This is a genomic window from Asticcacaulis sp., from assembly GCF_027484505.1.
Classification (GTDB): domain Bacteria; phylum Pseudomonadota; class Alphaproteobacteria; order Caulobacterales; family Caulobacteraceae; genus Asticcacaulis.
This window is the reverse complement of record NZ_JAIXSV010000103.1, coordinates 1-23,112: the sequence shown is the minus strand read 5'-3', so window position 1 is coordinate 23,112 and position 23,112 is coordinate 1. Positions and strand designations below refer to the sequence as shown.

The 23,112-nt window shown below is 61.2% G+C and carries 26 protein-coding genes and 1 pseudogene; 12 read left to right on the top strand and 15 right to left on the bottom strand.

Annotation, left to right across the window (positions count from 1 at the left end):
• Positions 1–539, top strand: a pseudogene (locus Q0072_RS06465) (alpha-glucuronidase); the annotation flags it as partial.
• 22 nt (positions 540–561) lie between these two features.
• On the opposite strand, the gene Q0072_RS06460 reads toward Q0072_RS06465, so the two are convergent.
• A complete protein-coding gene (locus Q0072_RS06460) occupies positions 562–1,410 on the bottom strand; it encodes a DUF4238 domain-containing protein (RefSeq protein ID WP_298327387.1) in 849 nt (282 codons plus the stop codon).
• A 118-nt stretch (positions 1,411–1,528) separates the two neighbouring features.
• On the bottom strand, positions 1,529–2,458 hold the full coding sequence (locus Q0072_RS06455) for an NAD-dependent epimerase/dehydratase family protein (RefSeq protein ID WP_298327385.1): 930 nt from the start codon (positions 2,456–2,458) through the stop codon (positions 1,529–1,531).
• 75 nt (positions 2,459–2,533) lie between these two features.
• On the opposite strand from Q0072_RS06455, the gene Q0072_RS06450 reads away from it, so the two are divergent.
• The 4 genes from Q0072_RS06450 (at position 2,534) to Q0072_RS06435 (ending at position 5,161) form a co-directional block, all read left to right on the top strand.
• Positions 2,534–3,457, top strand: coding sequence for a LysR family transcriptional regulator (locus tag Q0072_RS06450; protein WP_298327383.1), 924 nt, complete (start codon positions 2,534–2,536; stop codon positions 3,455–3,457).
• Positions 3,458–3,962: 505 nt separating this feature from the next.
• Positions 3,963–4,166 (top strand): cold-shock protein, encoded by a 204-nt coding sequence (locus tag Q0072_RS06445; RefSeq protein ID WP_013480794.1) that lies wholly within the window; start codon positions 3,963–3,965, stop codon positions 4,164–4,166.
• 68 nt (positions 4,167–4,234) lie between these two features.
• On the top strand, positions 4,235–4,495 hold the full coding sequence (locus Q0072_RS06440) for a hypothetical protein (RefSeq protein WP_298327381.1): 261 nt from the start codon (positions 4,235–4,237) through the stop codon (positions 4,493–4,495).
• Positions 4,496–4,540: 45 nt separating this feature from the next.
• The gene (locus Q0072_RS06435) at positions 4,541–5,161 is read left to right on the top strand and encodes a hypothetical protein (RefSeq protein WP_298327379.1); all 621 of its coding nucleotides are present in this window, start codon (positions 4,541–4,543) and stop codon (positions 5,159–5,161) included.
• Here the strand turns inward: Q0072_RS06435 and Q0072_RS06430 are convergent, their stop codons facing one another.
• Entirely contained in the window at positions 5,162–6,517 is a 1,356-nt protein-coding gene (locus tag Q0072_RS06430; RefSeq protein ID WP_298327377.1) for an MFS transporter, read from the bottom strand.
• Positions 6,518–6,703: 186 nt separating this feature from the next.
• Here Q0072_RS06430 and Q0072_RS06425 point away from each other — a divergent pair, with 186 nt between their 5' ends.
• Entirely contained in the window at positions 6,704–7,723 is a 1,020-nt protein-coding gene (locus Q0072_RS06425; RefSeq protein WP_298327374.1) for a LacI family DNA-binding transcriptional regulator, read from the top strand.
• A 60-nt stretch (positions 7,724–7,783) separates the two neighbouring features.
• Positions 7,784–8,494 (top strand): hypothetical protein, encoded by a 711-nt coding sequence (locus Q0072_RS06420; protein ID WP_298327372.1) that lies wholly within the window; start codon positions 7,784–7,786, stop codon positions 8,492–8,494.
• Positions 8,495–8,561: 67 nt separating this feature from the next.
• Here Q0072_RS06420 and Q0072_RS06415 read toward each other — a convergent pair whose 3' ends face one another.
• The 7 genes from Q0072_RS06415 to Q0072_RS06385 form a co-directional block, all read right to left on the bottom strand.
• Positions 8,562–10,526, bottom strand: a complete 1,965-nt coding sequence (locus Q0072_RS06415) for a TonB-dependent receptor (protein WP_298327370.1) — start codon at positions 10,524–10,526, stop codon at positions 8,562–8,564.
• Between the two features lie 75 nt (positions 10,527–10,601).
• On the bottom strand, positions 10,602–10,925 hold the full coding sequence (locus Q0072_RS06410; RefSeq protein WP_298327367.1) for a hypothetical protein: 324 nt from the start codon (positions 10,923–10,925) through the stop codon (positions 10,602–10,604).
• A 44-nt stretch (positions 10,926–10,969) separates the two neighbouring features.
• On the bottom strand, positions 10,970–11,797 hold the full coding sequence (locus Q0072_RS06405; RefSeq protein ID WP_298327364.1) for a glycoside hydrolase family 16 protein: 828 nt from the start codon (positions 11,795–11,797) through the stop codon (positions 10,970–10,972).
• 27 nt (positions 11,798–11,824) lie between these two features.
• Entirely contained in the window at positions 11,825–11,986 is a 162-nt protein-coding gene (locus Q0072_RS06400) for a type II toxin-antitoxin system RelE/ParE family toxin (RefSeq protein ID WP_298327389.1), read from the bottom strand.
• Positions 11,987–11,988: 2 nt separating this feature from the next.
• A complete protein-coding gene (locus tag Q0072_RS06395; protein ID WP_298327361.1) occupies positions 11,989–12,114 on the bottom strand; it encodes a type II toxin-antitoxin system RelE/ParE family toxin in 126 nt (41 codons plus the stop codon).
• On the bottom strand, positions 12,107–12,346 hold the full coding sequence (locus Q0072_RS06390) for a type II toxin-antitoxin system ParD family antitoxin (protein WP_298327358.1): 240 nt from the start codon (positions 12,344–12,346) through the stop codon (positions 12,107–12,109). Before Q0072_RS06390 ends, Q0072_RS06395 begins: the two co-directional genes overlap by 8 nt.
• Before the next feature lie 68 nt (positions 12,347–12,414).
• Entirely contained in the window at positions 12,415–15,114 is a 2,700-nt protein-coding gene (locus Q0072_RS06385) for a family 20 glycosylhydrolase (protein ID WP_298327355.1), read from the bottom strand.
• 169 nt (positions 15,115–15,283) lie between these two features.
• On the opposite strand from Q0072_RS06385, the gene Q0072_RS06380 reads away from it, so the two are divergent.
• The 3 genes from Q0072_RS06380 (at position 15,284) to Q0072_RS06370 (ending at position 16,139) form a co-directional block, all read left to right on the top strand.
• Positions 15,284–15,592 carry a hypothetical protein gene (locus tag Q0072_RS06380; protein ID WP_298327352.1) on the top strand — a complete coding sequence of 103 codons (309 nt, stop codon included), beginning with the start codon at positions 15,284–15,286 and terminating at the stop codon, positions 15,590–15,592.
• 93 nt (positions 15,593–15,685) lie between these two features.
• On the top strand, positions 15,686–15,895 hold the full coding sequence (locus Q0072_RS06375; RefSeq protein WP_298327349.1) for a hypothetical protein: 210 nt from the start codon (positions 15,686–15,688) through the stop codon (positions 15,893–15,895).
• 55 nt (positions 15,896–15,950) lie between these two features.
• Positions 15,951–16,139, top strand: a complete 189-nt coding sequence (locus Q0072_RS06370; protein ID WP_126423199.1) for a hypothetical protein — start codon at positions 15,951–15,953, stop codon at positions 16,137–16,139.
• A gap of 42 nt (positions 16,140–16,181) precedes the next feature.
• On the opposite strand, the gene Q0072_RS06365 is transcribed toward Q0072_RS06370, so the two are convergent.
• The 5 genes from Q0072_RS06365 to Q0072_RS06345 form a co-directional block, all read right to left on the bottom strand.
• Positions 16,182–16,580 (bottom strand): YidB family protein, encoded by a 399-nt coding sequence (locus Q0072_RS06365; RefSeq protein WP_298327346.1) that lies wholly within the window; start codon positions 16,578–16,580, stop codon positions 16,182–16,184.
• 359 nt (positions 16,581–16,939) lie between these two features.
• A complete protein-coding gene (locus tag Q0072_RS06360) occupies positions 16,940–18,076 on the bottom strand; it encodes a M14-type cytosolic carboxypeptidase (protein WP_298327343.1) in 1,137 nt (378 codons plus the stop codon).
• An 892-nt stretch (positions 18,077–18,968) separates the two neighbouring features.
• Positions 18,969–19,898 (bottom strand): replication initiator protein A, encoded by a 930-nt coding sequence (locus Q0072_RS06355; protein ID WP_126423195.1) that lies wholly within the window; start codon positions 19,896–19,898, stop codon positions 18,969–18,971.
• Positions 19,899–19,900: 2 nt separating this feature from the next.
• Positions 19,901–20,248: a stability/partitioning determinant gene (locus Q0072_RS06350; protein ID WP_298327342.1), complete on the bottom strand. Its 348-nt coding sequence runs from the start codon at positions 20,246–20,248 to the stop codon at positions 19,901–19,903.
• Positions 20,249–20,251: 3 nt separating this feature from the next.
• Positions 20,252–20,941, bottom strand: a complete 690-nt coding sequence (locus tag Q0072_RS06345; protein ID WP_126423191.1) for a ParA family protein — start codon at positions 20,939–20,941, stop codon at positions 20,252–20,254.
• Positions 20,942–21,451: 510 nt separating this feature from the next.
• Here Q0072_RS06345 and Q0072_RS06340 point away from each other — a divergent pair.
• Positions 21,452–22,129 carry a hypothetical protein gene (locus tag Q0072_RS06340; protein WP_298327337.1) on the top strand — a complete coding sequence of 226 codons (678 nt, stop codon included), beginning with the start codon at positions 21,452–21,454 and terminating at the stop codon, positions 22,127–22,129.
• 284 nt (positions 22,130–22,413) lie between these two features.
• Complete coding sequence (locus Q0072_RS06335) at positions 22,414–23,037, top strand: hypothetical protein (protein WP_298327333.1); 624 nt, start codon at positions 22,414–22,416, stop codon at positions 23,035–23,037.
• Positions 23,038–23,112: the final 75 nt, after the last annotated feature.

Here is a 23,112-nt window from a genome sequence, read left to right as displayed (position 1 = left end):
TGGACACCGGGCACCACTACGGCCCCGGCCCGTGGGTGGATAATCTGGGCCGGCCCGACTGGAACCCTGTCTATTACCATAAGGCGGACGCCAACGGCATCGGCTTCGACCGCACAAAAACTGGCTCTGATGCCCTGAGCCAGTACGACCCGCAGGCGCAGAGGGTCTGGGCCGATCCAAAAGCCATGGATGAGCGCTACCTCCTGTGGTTCCACCACCTGTCGTGGGACTACAGGACGCGCTCCGGCCGCCCGTTGTGGGATGAACTGATCCTGACCTATGACAAAGGGGCGAAGGACGCCGCCGCCATGCAACAGACGTGGGCGGCGATGAAACCCTATGTCGATGCCGAACGCTTCGAGGCCATAGCCAGCACTCTGCGCATACAGGCGCGCGAAGCCAAATGGTGGCGCGACGCCTCTATCGCCTATTTCCAGTCGAAGTCGGGCCGCCCCCTGCCCGCCGGGGTGACGGCGCCCGAAAAGTCACTGGACTATTATAAATCCCTGACCTTCCCCTATGCGCCGGGGCATCATTGATAACAGGCTTGCCAAGAGAATTTTAAGGCTGTGGCCAGCGGTTCTGAATAAACCGGGTTTGGGAAGCATCGTTGGCAATGATATATTGCCGGGCGTGCGCAATAACGTCTGTATTAACCATTGTGGCCACCTCTTTAGGTGCCAGCTTATCGAGTCCCCCTAAAGCGCGCTCCGACGCACATGCTATGAACAGGTGCCTAGGTGAAACCGGTAAGAGAACTGAAGATGTTTCTTGCATAAGCCCTTCCGTCTTTATGGTGGGAATATCTGCCGTTAAAAACGAAGGAGCGTGCTTAGCCAGAGTGTATAAAGACCAATTCATCTTCACAAGAACATTGCCTATTCGCTCACTATCAACGACGCTTTCCAGCGTCTTTAGGGCTAAATCCTCGGCATCGTAGGCGAAGCTTCGAGTAAAGTCGTCCCTGTAAAGGGTTACAGTCTGCATATGTTGTTGCGGTGCGTCTCTGTGAGTGCCCGCTACGATGGACTGCCATTCCAATCGGGCTTTGGCGCGTAGTGAGCCAACTTCCATCGGTTGTCGATGAAACAGAGACATCAGAAAGCGCGCCCAATCATCACGCACCTGCGGCTCGAGCGGTTTCCGATTTAGAAGAAAGTTCAGCGCGTTGGCGGCACGATCATCAATATCGGCAAAAAACTTTGATTCCGTTGACTGTGCTTCAATCGTATGCGCTTGCAATGCTCTATTTGCATATAAGTCTCTTTCTGCACATACATTTTTGGGAGCACATCGAAATGGCTCGCGAAACGGCTGTCCAAGCCGATAAACCACAAGCTGACCGTCAGAGCCTGTCCAATTATCCAGATAAAATTGAGGGATGTAATGGTGAATTCGTGGTACGGTCATTACCAATTTATCTCGCCAAAGCTATTTTCATATAGCCAGTATTACAAAAATCTCCCGAATTTCTCACCTATGACCTGTCAACACAGAAGACGCCATGTACTGGTTCGCTCGGTTCCCCTCATCGGTAGCTGAGCGCCGTTTGCGGTATACCGACCTCGAACGGCGTGATCTCAAAGCCAAAGCGCTGCGTCAGCTTGCGGCCGTCGATGTGGTAGGGGCGATCAAACAGAAAGCGCATATCGTGCAGTTCGCGCATGAAGGGCGTCACCAGCCCCAGCACCGGCAGGAGGCTCTGCGGTATGGCCTGAATCCGCGCGGGCTGACCCAGCGCCTCGGCACCCAGCGCGATCAGTTGGCGCAGCGTGCGCGTCGGCGCGCTCGGCATATGCCAGCCCTGACCATATTCGGCCACCGGCAGGTCGAGCAGCAAGGCCATGGCGCGCGCCACATCCGGTATGTAGGCGAAATCGTGCAGCATGTCCGGTGAGGCGACCATCTGCGCCGGCTTGCCCTGCGCCAGCCGCCCGAAGACCAGATCGCCCAGATGGCTGTTGCTGACGCCGGGGCCGTAAAAGTCCGGCACGCGAAGGGCGCTCATCACCACCTCGCCTTTCGCTGAGGCCATCTGCCACTGCTCAGAGATAGCCCGGCGCACCGCCGGTTTACCGCCCCAGCGGGCATAGGGCGTCGTTTCCGAAATCGGCCCGTCTTGTGGTCCGTACATATAGAGATTATCGAAAAAGAGCGTTTTCGCGCCGGTTTCACGCGCCGCATTGAGCAGGTTCGTCATGGCCACGGGCCAGCTTTGCCGCCACACGGCGGTCGAATACTCAAAGCCGATGGTGATGACGATGTGGGTCGCGTCGCGCGTTACGGCCTGCACCGCAGCGGCATCCAGCACATCCGAGGCCATAAAATCGACGCCCGGCGGCAGGTCTTTGGGGCGCGAACGCTGGGTGATCAGGGGACGGCGGCCTTCGGCCACCAGACGCTCGGTGAGGCTGCGGCCACCGGGGCCGTAACCGAAGATGACGATTTTCTCGGACATGACACACTCCTGTTGGTCAGCCCCAAGATAACGCGGATTACATTATACCAAAAATGCATTATTTATATAAGCATTATGCAAAATAAGAATTTAGCCGCCATCGATCTCGACCTGCTGCCGGTGCTTGAGGCCCTGCTGAGGCGACGCAATGTCACCCACGCCGCGCAGGAGGTTGGCCTCAGCCAACCCGCCGTCAGCCGTGCCCTGGGGCGATTACGCGACCTGTTCGACGATCCGCTGCTGATCCGCTCCGGTGGCGGCCTGACCCTGACGCCCAGGGCCGAGCGGCTGGCCCCACAGGTAGCGAGCGCATTAGAGGGGGTGCGCGGCCTGTTCCGCGAAGAGCGCTTCGACCCGGCGCAGGAAAAGCGCACGGTGCGGCTGGTAGCCTCTGACGTGCATACCCTGCTGCTCCTGCCCGCCCTGACCGCGCGGCTGGTGCGCGAGGCTCCCGGCATGGACGTGCAGGTGTCGGCCTATGGCCCGGAGACCATCACCCTGATGCAGCAGGGGCGGCTCGATCTCGCCTTTGCGCTGGAGACGACGCCCCTGCCCGTCGGCACCGAAACCCTGCCGCTGGGTTACGACCGGCTGGCTCTGGTGATGCGGCGCGGGCATCCGCTGGCCGATCAGACCGTCACGCCCGAAGATTATGAGCGCTTCCCGCACGCCGCCATCCGCATTTTCGGTGATGGTCAGTCCGAGCTGGACGCCGCGCTGGCGGCGCGCGGCCTGTCGCGGCGTATCGCCCTCAGCACCCCCTATTTCACCGCGGCGCTGGCCGCCGTCAGCCACAGCGACCTTCTCACCACCGTCTCCGAAGCGCTGGCACAGCGGCTGGCCGAGACGTTTGGCCTTGTCTGCGTACCCTCACCGCTGGCCCCGGACCCCATGCGGCTGGTGCTGGTGTGGGACCGCCTGCGCGGCCGCGACCCGGCCCTGATCTGGTTCCGCGAATGCCTGAGAGAGGTGGCGGCGGAGGTCTATTCGGCCACCTGACCTCCAAAGACACTGAAAAGCCGCAATTAGCGCTTAGGGTCATGTTGTGTCCGGACAGGCGAAGCGCCGTCCCTGACCGTTATCTCCCCTTCTCGTTCTGGCTGCGCCCGCTTCCACGCCGAGTGCGCTCCAACCCTCTTAGACTCCGCCCATTGGCGGATAGGCATATCATGTACACATCCCATACCCCACGGCCCCGAATGGCCGTCACGGTCGCGTTGCGGCCCCCCTTCACCGCGCCTATACGCGCCACCTCCCTACCCCGCCCCTGTTTACGCCGGAAGAATTGCGCCGTCTTGTCGCTGAAATGATAGACTGAACCAAAATAAAGCGTTCGACTGTCGCTTTTAGGGCGAAAAGTATTTCAAGCTGTGATATAGTAAAATCTCGAAACACAGACCGCTTTGTCTGATTGCCTGTATTGGCCTCTCCCAAGCATTTCTTTTTTCGAACGTCCCGGTTTTCGGGGCAGACGGCGCACGTCTATATGCGAACGGAGGCCAACATGGCTGTCGGTATTGTAAAGTGGTTCAACCCGAACAAGGGTTTTGGTTTTATTCAGCCGGATGACGGCGGCAATGATGTGTTCGTGCACATCTCGGCCATCGAACGCGCCGGCTGGCGGATGCTGGTCGAAGGCCAGAAGATCGCCTACGAGGTCCAGAGCGACCGCGGCAAGGCGGCAGCGGTCAATCTTCAGGCCGCCTGAATTACGAAGCCCGGCGACCCCGCCGGGCTTTTTTATTTGATCTAGATTTGATCTAGAGGATCTTGCGCATGACCCCTTTCCGTTCCCCCGCCGACACCTGGGATTCCCTGTGGCCGACCGTGGGTGAGGCCGGGCTGGTCAACGCCCATATCCCTTCCCGTTTCGAAGTGCGCTTTGACGGTCAGCTCTGGCAGGTGCTCAAGGATCAGCAGCCGGTGGCGCAGCACAGCGAACGTAACGACGCCATTCGCGGCGTGCGTCAGGCCATGCAGCGTCTGTTTGCCGCCGGCAAGTCGGCGCAGTGGCGACTGATCGCCGCCAACGACTGAACGCCCATCTCTGTTGTCTGAAACGGTTTTCCGAAAGCCCTGCTCATGACCTATTCGCCCGCTGTGGCCACCCCCACCGACGCCCTGTCCGACATCGCCGATCTGGTCGATGCGCTGCTGGTGGAGCCGTGGGAGCCGCAGAAGGTGACCGGTCGGCGTCGCGAAGCCTGGGCGCAACTGGCGCCCTTAATTCTAAACGGGATTACGCTGTCGAAATTCGACACGCCCGCCTTTGACCGTCTGATGAACGGCCACATGCCCCTGCTGCGTCACAGTCGCGACCGCGTGTGGACGGCGGCACTGTTTGTCGTGGCCGCCGCGCTGTCGCGCTCGGAGCCGGTCGAGTTCAGACGTTTTCTGTTCAGTCCGCCCCTGCTGAACGAGATGGCGGGCCTGAGCCGCATTATCGACTACATGGTCCGGCTGTACGCGGGCGCGACCGATTTCCGCCCGGAGTTGCGGCGTCAGGTCATCAACCTGATCTTTGATCCGGTGGAGGAACTGGCGCGCGCCAGCGACCTGAGGCAGGTGGTGGACTTTGTCGCTGCCCGACTGGGCGATATTGACGGTTTTCAGCCCGACCTTTCCGGTATCAGCCTCGACCTGATGGGGGCCGTGCTGGCGGCGCGGCGCGGGGTGTACGACCTGCGTCACCAGATTCGCTAATTACGCATCCAACGCCGCCCGTCGCCGCGCCAGTTCGGTCGAAACGGCGCTCATGCTGGCCTTGTCGAGCTTATACAGCAGCAGCACAGCGACCGAGATCAGGGCCGCCGCCGCCGGGGCCAGCGACATCAGCACGGTGATAATGCCCTTGGTTTCGACGGTCTGCGGGCCGTTGGCGACGTAATCGACGGCCTTCAGACCCGCGCCGATGAGGTAGGAGGCCAGCGCCCCGCCCAGCTTCTGCGAAAAGGTCGCCGCCGCATAGGTCATGGCCGTGGCGCGCCTCCCGAAGCGGTATTCCGTATAGTCTGCCGCGTCGGCATACATGGCGTAGGCCAGCGGCGATTTCGGCCCCAGACACAGGCCGATCAGCACCTGCACGACGAACATCAGAACGATCTGATCCGGCGGGATGACAAAGAAGCTGGCCGACAGGAGGGCGACGACGCCCATCAGAATCATCATCAGGCGCGGCTTGTCGATCCATTTCGTCATCATGGGCGTTAGCAGCGCACCCGCCGCCAGCGCCACGCCGTAAGAGGTCAGGAACGGCCCGATCAGGTCCTCACGCCCCACCACATAGCGCATATAGTAGGCCGAGGTGGCCATGCGCAGGGTGATGGTCACCATGATGACCAGAGCCAGCGCAAACAGCACCAGCCACGGCTTGTTACCGAACAGGTCGCGGATGTCGCGCCAGGGGCTGGAGGCCTGCTGTGGCGGCGGGCTGATGCGTTCGCGCGTATTGAGCACGACCAGCGCCATGATGGCCACGACCGCCACACCATAGATGGCCATGACGATGGGCCAGCCCTGCGCCGGGTTGGCCCCGCCGAAGCTTTTGACCAGCAGCGGCGTGGCATAGGTAACGATGGTGCCGCCCAGAAAGCCGCCGACAAAACGGAACGAATTGAGCGTGGTGCGGTCCTGCCCGTCGGCGCTCATCACACCGGACAGGGCGCTGTAGGGGATGTTGGCGATCGAATAGACGATCATCAGCAGATTATAGGTCAGGTAGGCATAGACCAGCTTACCGTCGTGATCGAAGGGCGGGGTAAAGAAACACAGCACGCCCAGCACAGCCATCGGCGCGGCGGCTCCGAAAATCCACGGGCGAAAGCGCCCCCAGCGGCTGCGCGTGCGGTCAGCCACGGCCCCCATGATGGGATCGGCGAAGGCATCGAGGACGCGGCTGATCAGCAGCATGGTCCCCGCCGCCAGCGGGTCGAGCCCGAAGACGTCGGTGAAGAAGATCAGCCCAAAGGCCGAAATGGTCGTCCAGTAGAAGTTGAACCCGAGGTCGCCTGCGCCATAAGCGATCTTTTCGCGCAAGGATAGACGGTCAGTTGCGGCCATTTCGTTCCCCTGTGGTGCCGCGTTTTCGCGGTCTGACCTATCTGTAGGGCAGTGTTATCCCCCGCGCAAGCGCCGATACGTCAACGTTGTCATGTGGCGCGACATAAAGGTCACACAGTTGCGCCTATAGACAGGGACATCCATCACCGCTAAGCCTTCTTTTATCGTATTTTTATCCGATTACCCGTGTCCCGTATCACCATCGTCGATCTGGCCCGACTGTCGGGCGTTTCCATCAAGACCGTGTCGCGGGTGCTGAACAAGCAGCCGGGCGTGCGGCCGGAAAAGCGCGCCGAGATAGAGGCCCTGATCGCCGATACGGGGTTCAAGCCCAATCCCGCCGCCCGCGCCCTGTCGGGGTCACGCAGCTATATGATCGGGCTGATTTTCGAGCGCCCCGTCACCCACTATTACCAGCATGAGCTTCAGATCGGCGCCCTCGATGCCTGCCATCAGGCCGGCTATCATCTGATTATCGAAGGGGTGGCGGAACTGCGTCACCTGCCGCGCGCGCAGATGAAGGCGCAACTGGCCACCTCGCGCTTTGACGGCGTGCTGCTGGCCCCGCCGGTGTGCGACGACGACGCCATGATCGACCTGTTTGACGAGTTGGGCGTGCCCGTGGTGCGTATCTCGCCCGTCCAGCATTTCGAGCGCAGCCCCTATGTGTTTATGGACGATGTGGCGGCGGGCTATGAGCTGACGCGCTGGCTGATCGAGCTGGGCCACACACGCATCGCCTTTATCGAAAACCTGCGCGGGCGCGGATCGAACGACAACCGCAAGGCCGGCTATCTGCGTGCCCTGTCCGAGGCCGGGCTGGCGGCGCGGCCGGAATGGGTGGTGCGCGGCGATGTGCGGGTTAACAACGGCTTCGATGAGGCCGAGGCCCTGCTGTCGCAGGCCGACCGCCCGACCGCCCTCTTCGCCGCTGCCGACTATATCGCCTTCGGGGCCATGGCGGCGGCAGCCAAGCTGAAACTGTCGGTGCCGCAAGACGTCTCTATCGTCGGCTTCGACGATGCGCCCGGCACCAGCAGCGTGTGGCCGCCGCTTTCGACCGTACATCAGCCGATGAAGGGGCTGGCCGAAGAGGCGACGCGCCTGCTTCTGGAGCGCATCAATGGCCGCGAAGTCCCGGCGGCGCAACAACTCGACTATTTCATCGTCCGCCGCGGGTCCGCCGCCGCCCCGCGTGACGGGTAGAAACCACCGCGTTACACGCCTGCCTTAATTTAGCTGCATAGCCGTCTCACAGTCCCCGTTATGCCCCTGAAACCCCTCGCCCTTTCCGGTCTGATCCTCGGTACGCTGGTCGCGATGCCGCTGTCGGTTTGCGCGGCAGACGATGAGATCGTGGCCACGAACCGCCCCAAGGTGGCCCTTGATGCGGCCACACCTTCGGCCAGCGTCGCCCCGGTGACCGCCGAAGACACAGCGAAGACCACGCAGGCGCAGGTGCTTTCGACGCTGGACGGGACGCGCACCCCCGACCGCCGTCAGCCGACCTCCTGGGGCCGCGACGATGAGGACACCGGCCCGCAGAAGCGTCAGATCCACGGCGAAGCAGGCGTCTCTATCGGCACCGGTGGCTATAAGAGCGCCTATGTGGCAACCCTGATCCCGGTGGGTGAAACCGGCACGCTGGGCATTGCCTACAGCCAGACCGATCACGGCAAAAACGGCTATATTTACGGCGACCCTTATGGCTATGGCTACGGGCCGGGCTATGGTCACTATGGGGCGTCGGCTTACGACCCTTACGGATACGGCTATGGTCGTGGCTATGGCTATGCGCGCGGCGGCACGTCGAAGTCGCTCTCCATCTCGCTCGATTTCAGCGACCGCAGCAAGGATCGCGACCGCGACGAAGACTGCGACAGCGTGCGTTATGAAGGCGCAATGGGCGACCCCATCTGGGGCGGCTATCGTCCGTCCCGCCGCGTCTGCACCAAGACGACCAACTATCCTTACTGATAAACAAGGCTTGAGCGGAATGATTTCAAATAGAATCATTCCGCTCTGACCCAACCCGGTAACCGGATCAGAAGCGCATCCGCACCCCGCCATTGAGCACGAACCCGTCGGTCGGGGCCCAGGCCTCAACCGTCCAGCGTCCATCGGCGGCCCGCTGCCGCCGCACCAGCGGATCGTGCCGCGTCTGGCGCACATTGAGCAGGTTTTCGGCATTGAGGAACAGGCGCACCTTCCCCACCACGCGCTCACCCAGCAGGCCCAGCTCCCAGTAGGGTTTGCTTTCACTCCGGTACGGATTGTCGTCCAGCGTCTGACGCCCGGTATAATAGGCCTCAAAGCCGATCCGTCCGATGTCGTGTTCCTCCCACATGGCGACGAAGCCGCCCGTGTGTTTCGGCGTCGTGGGCTGATCGCGGCGGCCGATCCCCGACGGATCGGGCTCGGTGGCATCGACATAGACGTAGGAACCGGTCAGGGTCAGCGCCTCATGACGATAGCGCAGACGCCATTCCGAACCGCGCGTTCGCGTCACGCCCGCCGCATTGACCAGCCTGACCGAATTTGGACCCGTTTCACGTAGCTGCACCGCATCGTCTATATCCGCGCCGAACAGGGTCATATTGGCTTCCATCGGCCCCCTGACATAGGTCAGGTCGAGCGAGGCCGTGCGCGCCACCTCCGGCCGCAGGTCGCCCAGCGGCTCAAGCCGGCCAAAGCCCGTGGCCTCAACGGCCTCGACAAAGGGCGTCGGGGCGTGAAACCCGCGCCCGACAGACGCCCGCACCGTCCAGTGGCCCGGACGATAGAGCAAAGACAGACGCGGACTGAACTGCGTGCCGTAGCGGCTGTGGTCATCCAGGCGCGCGCTGGCGGCCAGTGTCAGGCGCTTACCCATGGTCTGCTCGACCTGCCCGAACAGGCCGGGGACGCTGAAGTGATAGTTGAAGCCGCTGAACCCCTTGGAATGGTAGTGGTCGGACTGAAAGGCCACCCCACCCACCCAGGCGGTCGGCCCCGTCTCACCCTTCAGCGCCGCCTCGGCAAAGCCGGTCAGGTGCGAGTCGCGGTCGATGACGTCGCCGAAGCGGTGTTCGTGCCGCTGGGTCATGGACGAGGCGCGCAGGCTGAGCGTGCCCAATCCTTCCAGCGGCAACTGCGCGGTGATTCCGGCATCGACGCGGCGTGAGGCCTGCGTTTCGGGGAAGGCCGTGCCGTCCGGGACCGTGCGCCCGCTTAGGGTGCCGCCCTCGCGCTGTTCGCGCATAGCCCCCAGTGTGACCAGTGCCTTGGCCCCATTGTCACCATACCAAAAGAGACGCGGACGCAGCGTCCAGCGCTCAAACCCCGCCATGTCGATCCAGCCATCGCCATCGAGATCCTTGCGGGACTGACGATGATAGCCGCCGGTGAGCGAATAGCTGAGGCTCTGCGTCGCCGGGGCGGAGCTATAGGCCGTGACGTCCTGCCCGCCGCGGTGGGTCAGGTTGAGCAGGACCTCGCTTTCCGGCTCAGGGCTGGGGCGACGCGAGACAAGATTGATCACCCCGCCCAGCGCCGACGCACCGTAAAGCGCCGAGACCGAGCCCTTGATCACTTCCACCTGCCCCAGATCGGTCGGCGGAATCTGCAACAGACCGAGCGACTGCCCACTATAGAGCGGCAAACCGTCGGTGAGCAGCAGGGTGTAGCGCCCGGCCATGCCCTGAATGCGGATATTGGCCGCCCCCAGCGACGGCGCGGTCACCTGCACGCGGATGCCCGGCGTCTCATTGACCAGGGTCGAGATATTGCCGGGGGTCATCAGGCTTTTTTCGTCGATCTCTTCGCGGCCGATCACTTCGACGCGGATCGGCTCGTCCTGAAGCCGGCGACCAGCGCGCGTGGCCTGAACCACCACCTCTTCGATTGTGTCTTCCGGCGCGTCTTCTGTCTGAGGGGGGAGGCTTTGTGCCTGTGCGGAGGTCACGCAGACAAGCAGGGGCAAGGCGGCAGACGCCGCCAGAAGGGGCAAGGCCCCGTATCGGTAAAACATGGGAAAACCCGTAAAATGAGCAAGCAAAGGCGCGGGCGCGTCAGAGCGCTCCGCGTCGGTTCATTTTTCAGGGTTTCAGCGCGGCGGCGGAGCCAGCGGGCGATAGCTCAGGCCCATGCCGTGGCGGTGACGCGGCTGGAAATCCAGCGCCTTTACGCTCGGTAAGTGCATGAACAGGAAGCTGGCGGTGGCGATGGCGGCGCAGTGCTGACCGCAGACCTTCAGCGACGAGGCCCCTTTGTCGGCGCAGCAGGGCGCTTCCGACGACCGGACGTGCAGGTGCACATGGGTGTCTTCGTGATGCGCCCACGGACCGGCGGATTCGGGCGCGTGCAGGCCCGACAGCATGGCCAGCAGTCCCGCCACAATCACCATCACTTTGAGGAGACCAGAGCGCATAGGCTATTTATAGGAGCCCAGCCCCGCCACCGCAAGCGGCGGGTTTAGCGCTTTTTCCACACCCGCACGTAATCGACCTCAAAGGTGCGCGGGAAGATGCCGTCGTCCACCTCACCGGCCATATTGCCGCCAATGGCCAGATTGAGCAGCAAAAACTGCGGCTTGTCGAAGGGCCACGCCCCCGGCATATCGGTTTTGACATAGGTATGGAAACGCTGCCCATCGACGAAAAAGTCGAGCTTTTGCGGCGTCCACAGAAGCTGGTACTTATGAAAGGCGGTGCAGGCATCGGGCACGTCGATGCCATTGCCGTTGCCGGAACCGCCCACGCTGTCGATCGTATAGCGGTTATGCACGGTGCCAAAGGTCCGGCCCGGCGTCTTGCCCACATGCTCCATGATGTCGATTTCACCACCGTCCGGCCACCCCGCATCGGTGCCCAGCATCCAGATGGCCGGCCAAGAGCCCTGCCCGCACGGCATTTTGGCGCGGATTTCGTAGAAGCCATAAAGAAAGCTGACCTTGCCGCGCGTGAGCAGGCGCGCCGAACTGTAGTCTTGCCCGCCATAATCGGCACGGTCGCTCAGACGCTCCTTGCGCGCGGTGATGCGCAGCGTACCGTCCTTCACCTCGGAATTTTCCAGCCGCCCGGCGGCGTAATACTGCTTTTCGTTATTGTACCAGCCGCTGCGGTTGGCCTGCGTGTCATAGACCCAGGTCTTCGCGTCAGGCAGGCCGGGTGTATTGAACTCCTCAGCCCAGTCGAGCGCATAGCCCGCTGGAACCGGTGAGGTCGCATCGGCCGCGCGCATCTGTGCGCCAACTAACAGGGCCGTCAGCGCAACCGCCGACAGGATCAGGGATTTCAGCATGACGTTTCCTCTGTTTTTATATGGTTTTTAGATATGCTTCGTGGCGTCCATACGGTCGTGCAAAATCCGCATAATGTCTATGCCATAGGTGGTTTTGCGGAAATAGACGATATGACGCTCAACTGCACGTCGTCGGTAACCCAGCCGTATATGGTCACAGGCGACAGCCCTTTCAGGAGCTTCGGCCAGTCTTACAAAAGCTTCCGCCAGCTTGTCGAGTAACGCTCAGCCTGTGCCACGCCCCATTCGCTGACCGTTGTCCGCCATATGTGCTCCAGATCTCGCTCAGCGGTCGGGGCCAGACGGTATTCAGCCATGACGCATCCGCTGCTTGAAGACCTCCGGGTCAAAAGGCTGCGGTTCTCCGCTGTTTTCGGCCTCGATGAGGGCCGCCCGCACCGCCTCAATATCGGCCATACGGGCCTGCTCACGCCGGATCAGGTCGCGGATGAACTCGCTGTCATTGGTGTAATGACCGTTCTCGATCTGCGCTTTCACCCAAGCATCCTGCTGGTCGGTCAGAGTGATCGTCTTGCGTACCGTCCCCATATCGGCCCTCATGTGAGTCATACTATTGGTGCGTTTATACACCCAAATGATGACTCACAACAGTCTCCCTACTCCACCCGTACCCTGCGGCTCTTGCGGCGGCCATCGGGGGAGGTGACGCGCAGCTCGACCGGGCCACTTACCGCCACCGGCCCGGTATAGGGTGTCCACTCGCCCCCCGTGAGGCGGTATTCGATGGGGGTGGCGGCGATTTCGGCATTGGCCAGCAACTGCCCGTCCTCGATCTTCGCGCCCGGCGGGGCCAGGCGATAGGCGATCCCCGCCTGATCGAGAAGCCGCAGATGCACCCCCAGCCGGTCGCGGAAGCCCTGCCAGTCGCCCAGCACGGCCTTCGGATCGACCTTGCCGTCGCCATAGGTGTAGCTCTCACCCGCCTTATACGGCACTTCCCAGCCCGCCCGGTGCCAGGCGCGTTCGGCCAGAGGCAGGAGGCGCGGGAAGAGGCGATATTCGGCCTCGTCGTCCGTGCGCACCACCTCAGACCACAACTGCCCCTGCAGGCCGGTCAGGCCGCGCCCCGGCGCGTAGGGCGTTGTGTCAGCCACCGTCGCCCCCTGCCCGCGTATATCGGTCAGCAGCGAGGCATTGGCCGGCAGGTTTTCCGGCTGGAAGCTGAAAATCTTGTAGCTGTCCGTATCGCGCGACGCCCAGTCGTAGGCCGTCTCGTCCGGGTCCGGGGCGGGCGGCATGTCAAAATAGGTGACATCGGGCACCGACAGAACGACTTCCCAGCCACGATTGGCCTGATCGTGCGCTTCGGTGGCCGCCGTACCGAGGGTGGAACTCCAGATGTTCGACTGTACGACCTTAGAGCGGGTTTCGTCCAGATCGGATCGAAACCCTGCTCTAAGCTTTTGTTTGTCGTGCAATTCTTTCCGAAAAGTGGTGCCCACTTTATCGGATTGCACTCCCGGCATGCGCGCGGCGTCCGTATGACCCATGCCGTCGCTCCAGCCCGCCGCCTCAATGCCCTTTTCGGCCAGATAGGCCGAGACGCGCTCGATGAAATAGGGGGTAAGCTGCGGCGCTTTCAGACCGTTCTGCGCCATAAAGGCCTGACAGGCGGGCGATTGCGTCCACGCTCCCGCCGTCTCATCCGCCCCGATATGGTAGCGCTTCAGCGGCACACCGGCGGCCTGATGCAGCTTCATCGTCTCGTCGATCACCTTGTCGATGAAGGCATAGGTGGCGGGCAGGCAGACATTCAGCGTATTGTCGTTGTAATGCTGGATCGAGCGGTAGGCCGTGGTGTCTTCCGGTTCGACCAGCCGGTACTGCGCCGCTCCCGCCGCATCACCGGCGGCCATCAGGCGGTGATAGCGCACCTCCATGGATTTGATCGCCGCACGGCTATGGCCCGGCATGTCGAAGGACGGGATGACCTCGATACCGCGCGCCTGCGCCGCCTTGAGGATGTCGATATAGTCGGCCTTGGTGAAGTAGCCATTGACCGGCGTGTCGCGTTCCGGCCCGGCCCCCAGTTGCGGCAGCAGGCAGGTCTCTTCGGCCGGGTCGTGGCAGCGATAGGCGCCCACCTGCGTCAGTTCCGGCAGGCCGTCGATTTCCAGCCGCCAGCCTTCGTCGTCGCCCAGATGCAGATGCAGTCGGTTAAGCTTATAGGTGGCCATCTGCTCCAGGGTCTCAAGCGCAAAGGCCTTGGAGTGGAAGTTGCGCGCCACGTCGATATGCAGGCCCCGGAACGGCAGGCGCGGCGCGTCTTCGATAGTCATACGCCGCACCTGAGCGCCATCAAAGGCCGTCTGCTGGGCCAGCGAGCGCAGGGCGTGGTTGGCCCCGGTCGTCGATCCGGCGCGGATGGTGACACTCTGACCAACCGTCAGACGATAGGCTTCGGGGCGCAGTTTCGGGTCTATGGTGACACTGAGCGCCGGGCCGCGCCCCTCACCGGCCCCGGCCCGTTTCAGGGCCTCTACGGCGGGCGCGATGGCGTCGCGGCTCAGACCTTTCAGACGTAAATCAAATCCTTTGCTGAGATCAAGCGGCGGGCCCTTTTGCAGGGTCACCCTGGCCGGGGTGGGCAGGATCACCACGGCCGGACGTGTCAGGGCGACGTTACGCGCGGCATTGCGTTCATAAGCGCGTTGCGGCGTCAGCCATTGCGTCTTGTCGTCGGGGGTCTGGGTGCCCAGCTTCGCCTCATCGGTCATGGGGGCGACAAAGGGCAGGGTTTCCAGCCCGCTTTCGGGGTCGGTCACCGCCTTTGACGCGGCAAGGGTGCGCGGGGTGAAGCCCGACGCCGCCACATAGGCATTGGGCATCATGAAGCCGCGCGCATAGAAATGCCCCTGCCCCCAAACCCGAACCGTATGCGAGGCGCCGCCTTTCAGTGCGACGCCGGCCTTGGGCGTCAGAGTATAGAGGTCACCATTGACCTGTTTCAGGTCGAAGGCGTCGCTTTCAAAGCGCACAAACGCGCCGACATAGGAGAAATAGAGGCTCCAGCCGGTAGGCAGGTCGCTCCCTTCGGGCAGGGGCAGGGTCAGGGTCAGGGCCGACAGGAAGCAGGCGGCCTTGTCGCAGGTTTGACGGTTATCGACGATCTCCCAGCGATAGCCGAGCTGGCTCCCCAAACGGTCCAGTGTGGTCTGATCCAGTACCGGCGCAGGCGCGGCAACGGTCGGCGTAGCGGGCGGTGCCACCGGCGGGGGCGGCAAAGTAGCGCAACCGGCGGTCAGGGACAGGATAAGGGCCAGTGTGCTCAGGCTGACGGAATGGGCGAAGGTCATGCGGGGCTCCCTGTTTGACGTCTATGTGACGGCGGATTTTCCGCGAAATCAAGCCCAAAAGTTATAGGGTGGAGCGGTATTGGTCATAACCAATTTTCTTATATTTAGCTTTGTCCTTTGCCCACAAGGCTCTACAGTAGGGTTGGGGATCTATGGTTCGGGTAAGGGGATGTCAGTCATTCGCCGGGTATTCATCTTATTTCTGGAAAGCCTGTGGTTAGGCGTCACAGCCGCCCTGTCTATTCTCTGCTTTGCATTGGTAATGCTGGCGATTGTTCAGCCCCTTGCCGTCATCATTTTGCTCATTATTGCCCCTGTATATTACGTATGTCTGTCAAGCTGGGTACGACGGAGAGATCGCCTCGCAGACGCTACCCTTTTACTGGGATTGCATGTGCTGGTCTTCCTTATCGGTCTGCTGTTTACGGCGATGGACGGATTGGAACCCATCCTGCTATGGATATCTTCAGGTTTTTAATCCGGTAGCTACCAGATATCGAACGCCCGGCACAGACACTTGACATTCGCGCCCACATGTGAGAACAAATAAAGAACAATATCGGAGGGTGCGATGGGCCGACTGTATGACGGAGCGTGGGTGCTGGTGGCCGGTCAGGCGGTGGCGCAGCCGGCTATTGAGTGTCTTAAGGGCATATTTCGCGTGGCGGACGGTCTCTATCGTGAGGATGGGCGTGCTGTGGACCGATTTATGGGTCGTCCAGCCATTCAGATGATCCTCGACCGTGAAACCGCGCGCGAAAACGGCCTGCTGCCGGGGTAATTTTTAACCCCCTTCCGCTATAGACAGTCCCCTCTCCTGCCGTAATATGCCCGCCATGACCCCTACACTGATCGCTGCCAACGACAACTGGCCCGCCGAAGCCGAACTGATCGCCGAAACGGTCGCCGCTTATGAAGCGTCCGGCAGCACACGGGCACAGGCTCTGGCCGATCTGCGCCACGCCGTGCAGGCCCTGCGCCGCAATGGTCTGCGCTCGGCCCGTGCCCTCAAGGGAATGGAGTAGGCCACAGGCGCGCACCACAGGTGCACGCGCCGTCTATAAGTATTAACGGAACAGTCCACCCAGCAGTTTGCCGAGGCCATCCTGCCCCAACAAGTTCGGAGCGGCCTCGGCTATGGCCTGCGGCAATTGCCCACCCTGCGACAACTGATCGACCACACCGGGCAGGACATCACCCAGTTGCGCCGGATCAATGCCCAGCGACCCGGCCAGTTGATTGACCATGTCCGGCCCCAGCGCCGATTGTAACTGCTCCAGAGATACCGGCAGGTTGGCACCGTTCGACACCCACGACTGCACCACCTCGGCCAGACCGCCCTGCTGCAACTGACCCAGCACGTCACCGATCAGGCCTTGCCCGCCCAGTTGCTGTGCCAGACCGGCGAGGTCCAGATTACCCAGATCGAGCTTACTGCCCAAGGCACCAAGAATATCGTTCAACATGATCCGCTCCGTGTGTGTTCCCATTCCACCATGCGCGGCGAATCGGGCGGAGTCGAGTCAGGAGATGCGGTCACCGATCCCCCGATAAGCGCTTTCCGAAAAGTGTGCCGCACTTTTCGGATAAAAAAAGCGCGTTAAACCAAAAATTTAGAGCGTGGTTTCGATTCACTTTGAACGAAATGCGCTCTAAATCATTATGATTTCTGATAGAAACATAATGATTTAGATTTTTGTTTTACCCCTCGCCGGGCGGTGGCTTCGCCACCTTGGCCGCCGCCTCAATGGCGGCTTGAGCGGAGTGATTCCAGTAGAAATCACTCCGCTCTAATCGCGCAAACCTTTGCTTCACGCAGATGTTTTCAGCCGCGCGGGCGTAGCGGAATCTCCTTGATCACGTCAGACAGCGCCTTCAGGCACGCCACGCCCAGCGCCTGAGAGCGCGCCGGTGACCAGCCTTCAACGGCGTCCGGTGCGTCGTCATGGTCCTTGAACGGCATTTCCAGCGTCATGGCGATGGCCCCGAAGCGTTCGGCCACGGCATTGGTCGAAACGGCCAGATTGGCCTGCCCCGGCGCATCGACCGCATAGCCATAGGTGGTCTGGAAATCGGGCGTGCGCGCCGACAGGGCGGCCAGATAGCGACGATAGAGGGCGTCACGCTCTGGCGTCCACGACGGTATGCCCTCAAACCCGGCCATGAAGACGTGCGGGATGGCTTCGTCGCCGTGCACGTCGATGGCAAAATCAACGCCGGTGTCGTCCATGGTGTTGCGGATGGCCAGCACTTCCGGGCTCTTTTCCGCCGATGGCGCGGCCCACTGACGGTTCAGATCGGTGCCGGCGGCATTGGTGCGCAGATGCCCGCGCGCACTGCCGTCCGGGTTACAGTTGAGCACGATGTAAAAGGTTGCGGCCGCCCGCAGGGCCACGGCCTCCACCGCGTCACTGCACAGCCACGGAATGGCCCCTTCCATCCACCATTCGGCCATGGTCTCGCCCGGATGCTGACGCGCATAGAGCCACACGGCGCGCGGCCCCTCCCCTACGCGGAACAGGTCGAGATCGCGGCCGTCGAGCGTCTGACCCAAAACGCGGTGCCCCATGCCCGGCAAGGCCTTCACCCGCTCGACCAGCGCCCGGTGACGGTCACTGTCATAGGGCGCAAAATAGGCGACCCACAGGCTTTCAGAGGCCGGCCGGTGACGGATGGTCAGCACGCCGTCGGCATAGGTGGTGTCGGTCTGCGTCCACTGCACGCCATCGGGGCTGATACGGGCGCTGTAGCCCGCCCAGCCGCCCGTATAGGCCGATCCCCCGGCATTGGTCAGGCGCAGCTCCAGATCGACGCCGGAGGCCCCGTCCACGCGGAAATAGAACCACTGATAATAGTGCGACTGATGATCCGGGAGGATGGCGAGATCGAAACGACCGTCCTCGTGCGCCTTCACCACCTCGATATTGCCACCATCGAAATCGGAATGGATGCTGACCGCCATGTCGCGTCTCCGCAAGGGGTTGAATGTACTGATCGTTTCCTTAGCGACCGAATCGGAGGCCGTCACCTCATTTCGCGGCCCGCTTTTCAGAGGCTATCGGACTATCGGGGGATCAGTGACGGGCTCTTTTCGCCGCAATCCCTTGGACTCCAAGCGACTCCGTGTCTTGTGGGGTCGTTTTTCAGCATCAAAACCGTGGCTTTACGGCTGAAATCAGAGCCTGGCGGGTATATCTCGGCGGTATTGAGGGCGGTCACTGCAAACCCACGCGCGGAGCCCAAACAAGAGGGCGCTCTGAACCGTAAATCCCGGTGACTGTGCTGTTCGGTGACTCTGTCGGTTGTGCGTTAACTGTCTTTCCCCGTGGATGTCCGCCTGAGCGACCCTTCAAAGGTCGCACAAGGCGGACCGCGCACGGACCTTAATACCGCTCCCCTCTCGCTGTTAAGAGAGTCTGTTAGTGAATCTAGTTAAATAGGTTAAGGGAAAAAACAGCCGGAATTCCCCTTTAAAATCAACAAGGGTACCTTTTGTTAATCTTTGATACCCCGTCACTTTGTCACTGATCCCCCGCGAGATGGGTCTTCGTTCCCCCGTGCAGGTGGTCACTCTTCCCCCGATAAGGGACTTGGGAAAAACAGAATATTTTCCACAGCTTGCCTGCGGCTTTTTAACCCTGTTTCGGCGGTAAATCCGGTCACCATTCCCCCGAAAACCGGCTTTTGAGGGCAAAACCGCAGAAAAACGCCAGTAGGTCACCGTTCCCCCGACTCACCTTAAGCGAATCGGTCACCATTCCCCCGTCAATCCGGTCACTCATCCCCCGATAGTGTGGTCACCGTTCCCCCGACGAATCGGCCCCAAAAAGTCACTGATCCCCCGACAGATTTTCCTAGAACCGTTTGTGCATAAGGCCGTCGATTTCCAACGCCCGCTGGTCTTCGGCGGTTTGGCGCTCCAGCGTTTTCAGCGCGTCGCGCACCCTCACCCGTTCTTCCATGTCGCGCTTGATGAAATGCACCGCCGGCGAACCGTCATTGGTCTTGGTCAGCGTCATTTCGTATTCCGGCAGGGCGTTCTTCGCCACAATGCGCTTTAAGAGGTAGGTAAATTGCTTGAGCGGGCTGTCTGAGCCGGTTTTTTCATGCAAAATCGCGATGCGGCACGTCCAGCCTCCCTCCTGATCGCCGGCGTGCTTGCGCGCCACGCGGTAAAGGGCGCGCTCCATGCCGCCGGTCAGGAGGAAATAGTCCTGATGCATGGTCAGCAGCGAGCGTTCAGTGACGATCCCCTGATACACCCAGTCGGACAAGGTGATCGAAATGCCCCGCGGGGCCTCGGTTTCCGGGTCTACCTCCAGCTGAAAGGCGTCAATCCAGCCGAATTGCGCCTTGTCCTTACGCTTGGGCGCGCGCAGCGAGGTCTGGATGGTCGTCGATTCCAGCCTTTGCAGCGCCGCGTTCAGTTCCTGATAGGATTTACCGCCCGTATCGCGCTTGATGGCGCGCAGCAGATCATAAGACGTCGTCTTAAGAGTCCGGGGTAAGTCATTGACTCCCTGCTCTTTCAGGCGGTTGAGCACCGAGGCCGCCCAGATCATGATATCGGCGTCCCAGATGGTGGCGATGCCAAATTCGGCATTCCCGGAGACCTTCACCCAGGTGTCGCCATCGGGGCTGGTATATTCGATCGGTTTCAGCCGCTTGCGCTTGGCGAGGCTGAAAAACGGCCGTTCCATCAGCTCGCGCTGGTCCTTCAGCGACATGTCGCTGACGAGCGGGATAAACAGGTCGAACTGCGATTCGGCGGCGCGGCGGGCCATGATCAGATCCTGCCCTCGGCTTTCAATTTTTCCTCCAGCGCCTCAACGGCCTGTTCGAACACCTGCCCCAGCACCAGCCCCTGCGCGTCGGCCACGGCATAGAAGCGGCGCAGCGCCTCATCCGTGACCTTCAGATTGAGCTGGCGGTTACGGCCGGTGCGGTAGCGGCGTTGCAGAACGGGCTCAGGCGCCGCCGGCATAGCCACGGCTTCCCGGCTGGGGAAGCCCCTCGCCTCGGCCACGGCACGCAGCGAGTCCTTATCCGGCTTGGGTATGCCGGATTTCTGAGGCCGGGTGTCAAACGCCGACAGGTCAAGATCGTCGTCAAAGATCGAAGCGCGTTCGGACATGGATTAAGCGACCTCCTGAGCCGGAACCGCGTCCGGATTTTTCAGCAATTCAATGGCTTCGGCAACAAAGGCGCGGGCATTGGCCACGGCCTTGTCGATATTGGCGACCTGCGATGGGTCCAGCGTTTCCAGCGCCCCGCCGAACGAGAACATGGCCTTGAAGGCCTCGCGCTCGTGCAACTGCGTGTCGAACAGGCGAATGCCATGGGCGCGCAACTGCTCGTGAATGGCCGACAGGGTGCGCGGCTTGATGATCGGATTGGTGCGCGTCAGCAGCACGGCATGCGGGATCGGGCGGCGCGACTGACGCTCGGTATTCTTGATCAGGCTGAGCGCCTTGGCCGCCTGCTTGGCATCCAGCTGTGAGCCTTGCGTCGGTACCACCACCAGATCGGACGCCCCGATGGCATAGGCCACCGTCAATGACGCCGTGCCTTCGCAATCGACCACCACAAACGGCGCTTCGGCCGCCGCCTCCTCGATCTTGTCGAGGATGTTTTCCTGATTGGCGTCTGACACGATGCGGATATTGGCGGGGCAGCCGTTCAACTGTGACCAGGCGAGGATCGGACGGTTGGGGTCGGCGTCTATAATAATGACCTGCGTCTTGCGCGCCAGTTGCGTGGCCATCAGCGTCGCCGCCGTGGTCTTGCCCACGCCGCCTTTGGGCGAAATGAAGGATATGACCGGCATGTCGGGCTCCCTGAGCAGGCTATCGGATAGCCACTGGCTAGCCTGCCGCTCTTTGCGCAAAAGTTAATGAAGTGTTAACGCTTTACCTGCGCCGATTCTGAGGCAGGGTCCAGCCGATAGCCTTCCGCCAGCTAACGGAAAGCTGTGGGAAAGCCTTCGGCTTCCTCTCTGAAAGCCGTCCAGTAGCTGCCAGACAGGTTTTGGACAGCCGCCCGTTAGCTTTCGGTTAGCCACAATCTAGCTCCCCAATAGCTAACAGAAAGTTAATAGCTAACCGAAATCCAACCGATAGCCTGTGCATAGCTTTCCTATGGCTATCGGATATATGCTAGATAGTTGGTAGCTATCCGCTTTCTGTTTTTCAAGGATCACTTAAAAAAAGCCTGAGAAGAGTGGCGGCAATAAGTTATTGAATAAATGTGGGATAGCTTTTGGCTATCTTTTGAGTATCTGATCAAGAGCCTCCGGCGGGCAGGGGCACGGCCCCTGCACCCGGAACTGGGAGGGGAATTGGACAAAGAGATCAATAGTGCCCTGTGGAACTTCATCCGCCGGGATACCTCCGTTGCGAAGTTCGAAGCCTGGGTCTATGCCCACGAAGCCGCGCTCAGCGTTGCGTTAGGGGCAGAGCTTCATTTCAGGCTGATCGAAATGAACTATGCCGACCGTTATCAGGTCGAAGACATGCGCCAACAGCTTGAGGCGCATCTGCGCCCGGCCCTCATGTGCGAGTGTCCGGCCGTGGCTGATGAAGATGTCATTGCAATGGGAGGAAACGGACGTGACGGCCGGTTCTTTGCCTCAGTGAGCGAATGCGCAATGCCTGGTGATGACCTTTGGTGGTTATGGCTGGGGAAGTGTCAAACCTGCCATACCGATTGGCTGATCGCCCAGGAGGAGCGAATATATGATGACTTTTTCGTCGCCCGCCTAACGTCTGAACAAGCGGATTTGATACGCAACAACGGCCAATGGCCGCAGCGCTGGCTAACCTACGAAGACGTTTTACGGACGGGGAGGGCGCTCAGCAGGCCATGCCGTTTCGTCGAATACATCGCCCCTTCGCTATTATGGACTGTCGAAGAGCTTCGCCGTGCACGCCCCGATATCACCGTTGCTGAAATGTCCGAGTTCCTAGGTATAGAGGAGAGTCACGTCAAAGATATTCTGAAATATCAACGCAGTTAGCTGAAGGCTATCCGATAGCTATTATAATGTGTCGGGATTTAAGCGCCTCCGGCGGGCAGGGGCGCAGCCCCTGCACCCGGTTTCGGATGCGAAATCTATCCCCCGCGTAAAAAGCGCGGTTACCCTTTTGGGCATGACCGAGACGACGGACATGGCAGGCCCCTTGACCCCCGAACAGCGGCGCGAACATTTGCGTGCCTATGCGGACCGGATGTTGCGCGCCTTAAGCGCGATGGACGCGCCCGAAACGCCGGAGGCGGTCCAAGGGCATTCGCACCGCGCTGATGATCGAGCGCCTTTATGCGCGCTGCGACGCCTCTCAGACACTGGCGCACAAACACGCCATCGCCGCCATCGAGGATCAGGTGAAGTTGAAAAACAAACTCGAATGGTCCGGAAACTGGCTCGACAAGGCGCCGGATGTGCCCTTCATCACGCTCAAACCCGATGCGCTGAAAGGGATGCAGTGGCCACGCCCGCCGCGCGATTATGTCGGCGAACTCAAGGCCAGGATCGACCAGATCAAGGCCGCTTCGCAATCCAAGCCCCAGCCTCAGCCTCAGCCTCAGCCTGCACCCGCGCCTATCGCGCCAGTCGAGGTCAAACCTCAGCCCAAACCGAAATCTGAACCCATTGCCTCGTCGAGGTCCCTGACCCCGCAGGAAGTGGCCTTGCGGGAGCGCGTGCTGAACACCGTGGCCATCCCCCGACCACAAGGCACCCCATTAACGCAGCACGATTACGGTCTGATCCGTGACGAAGATGTGGAAATCCTCCACGGGGACAGGCTCCCCCGCCTGTATGAAATGGGCGAAACGCGCGATACGCTGCTGAAAGCGCTCAAAGCCTACAGCCGCGAAGACCTCAATCTGTTGTGGCCCGACCTGTTCCCGCTGGATACCGGGTAAAGGGTTTAGCCGCTGAAGATTTAGCCACGAAACGTAGTTCGGCGAAGCCAAAAACACGAAAAACACGAAACGAAG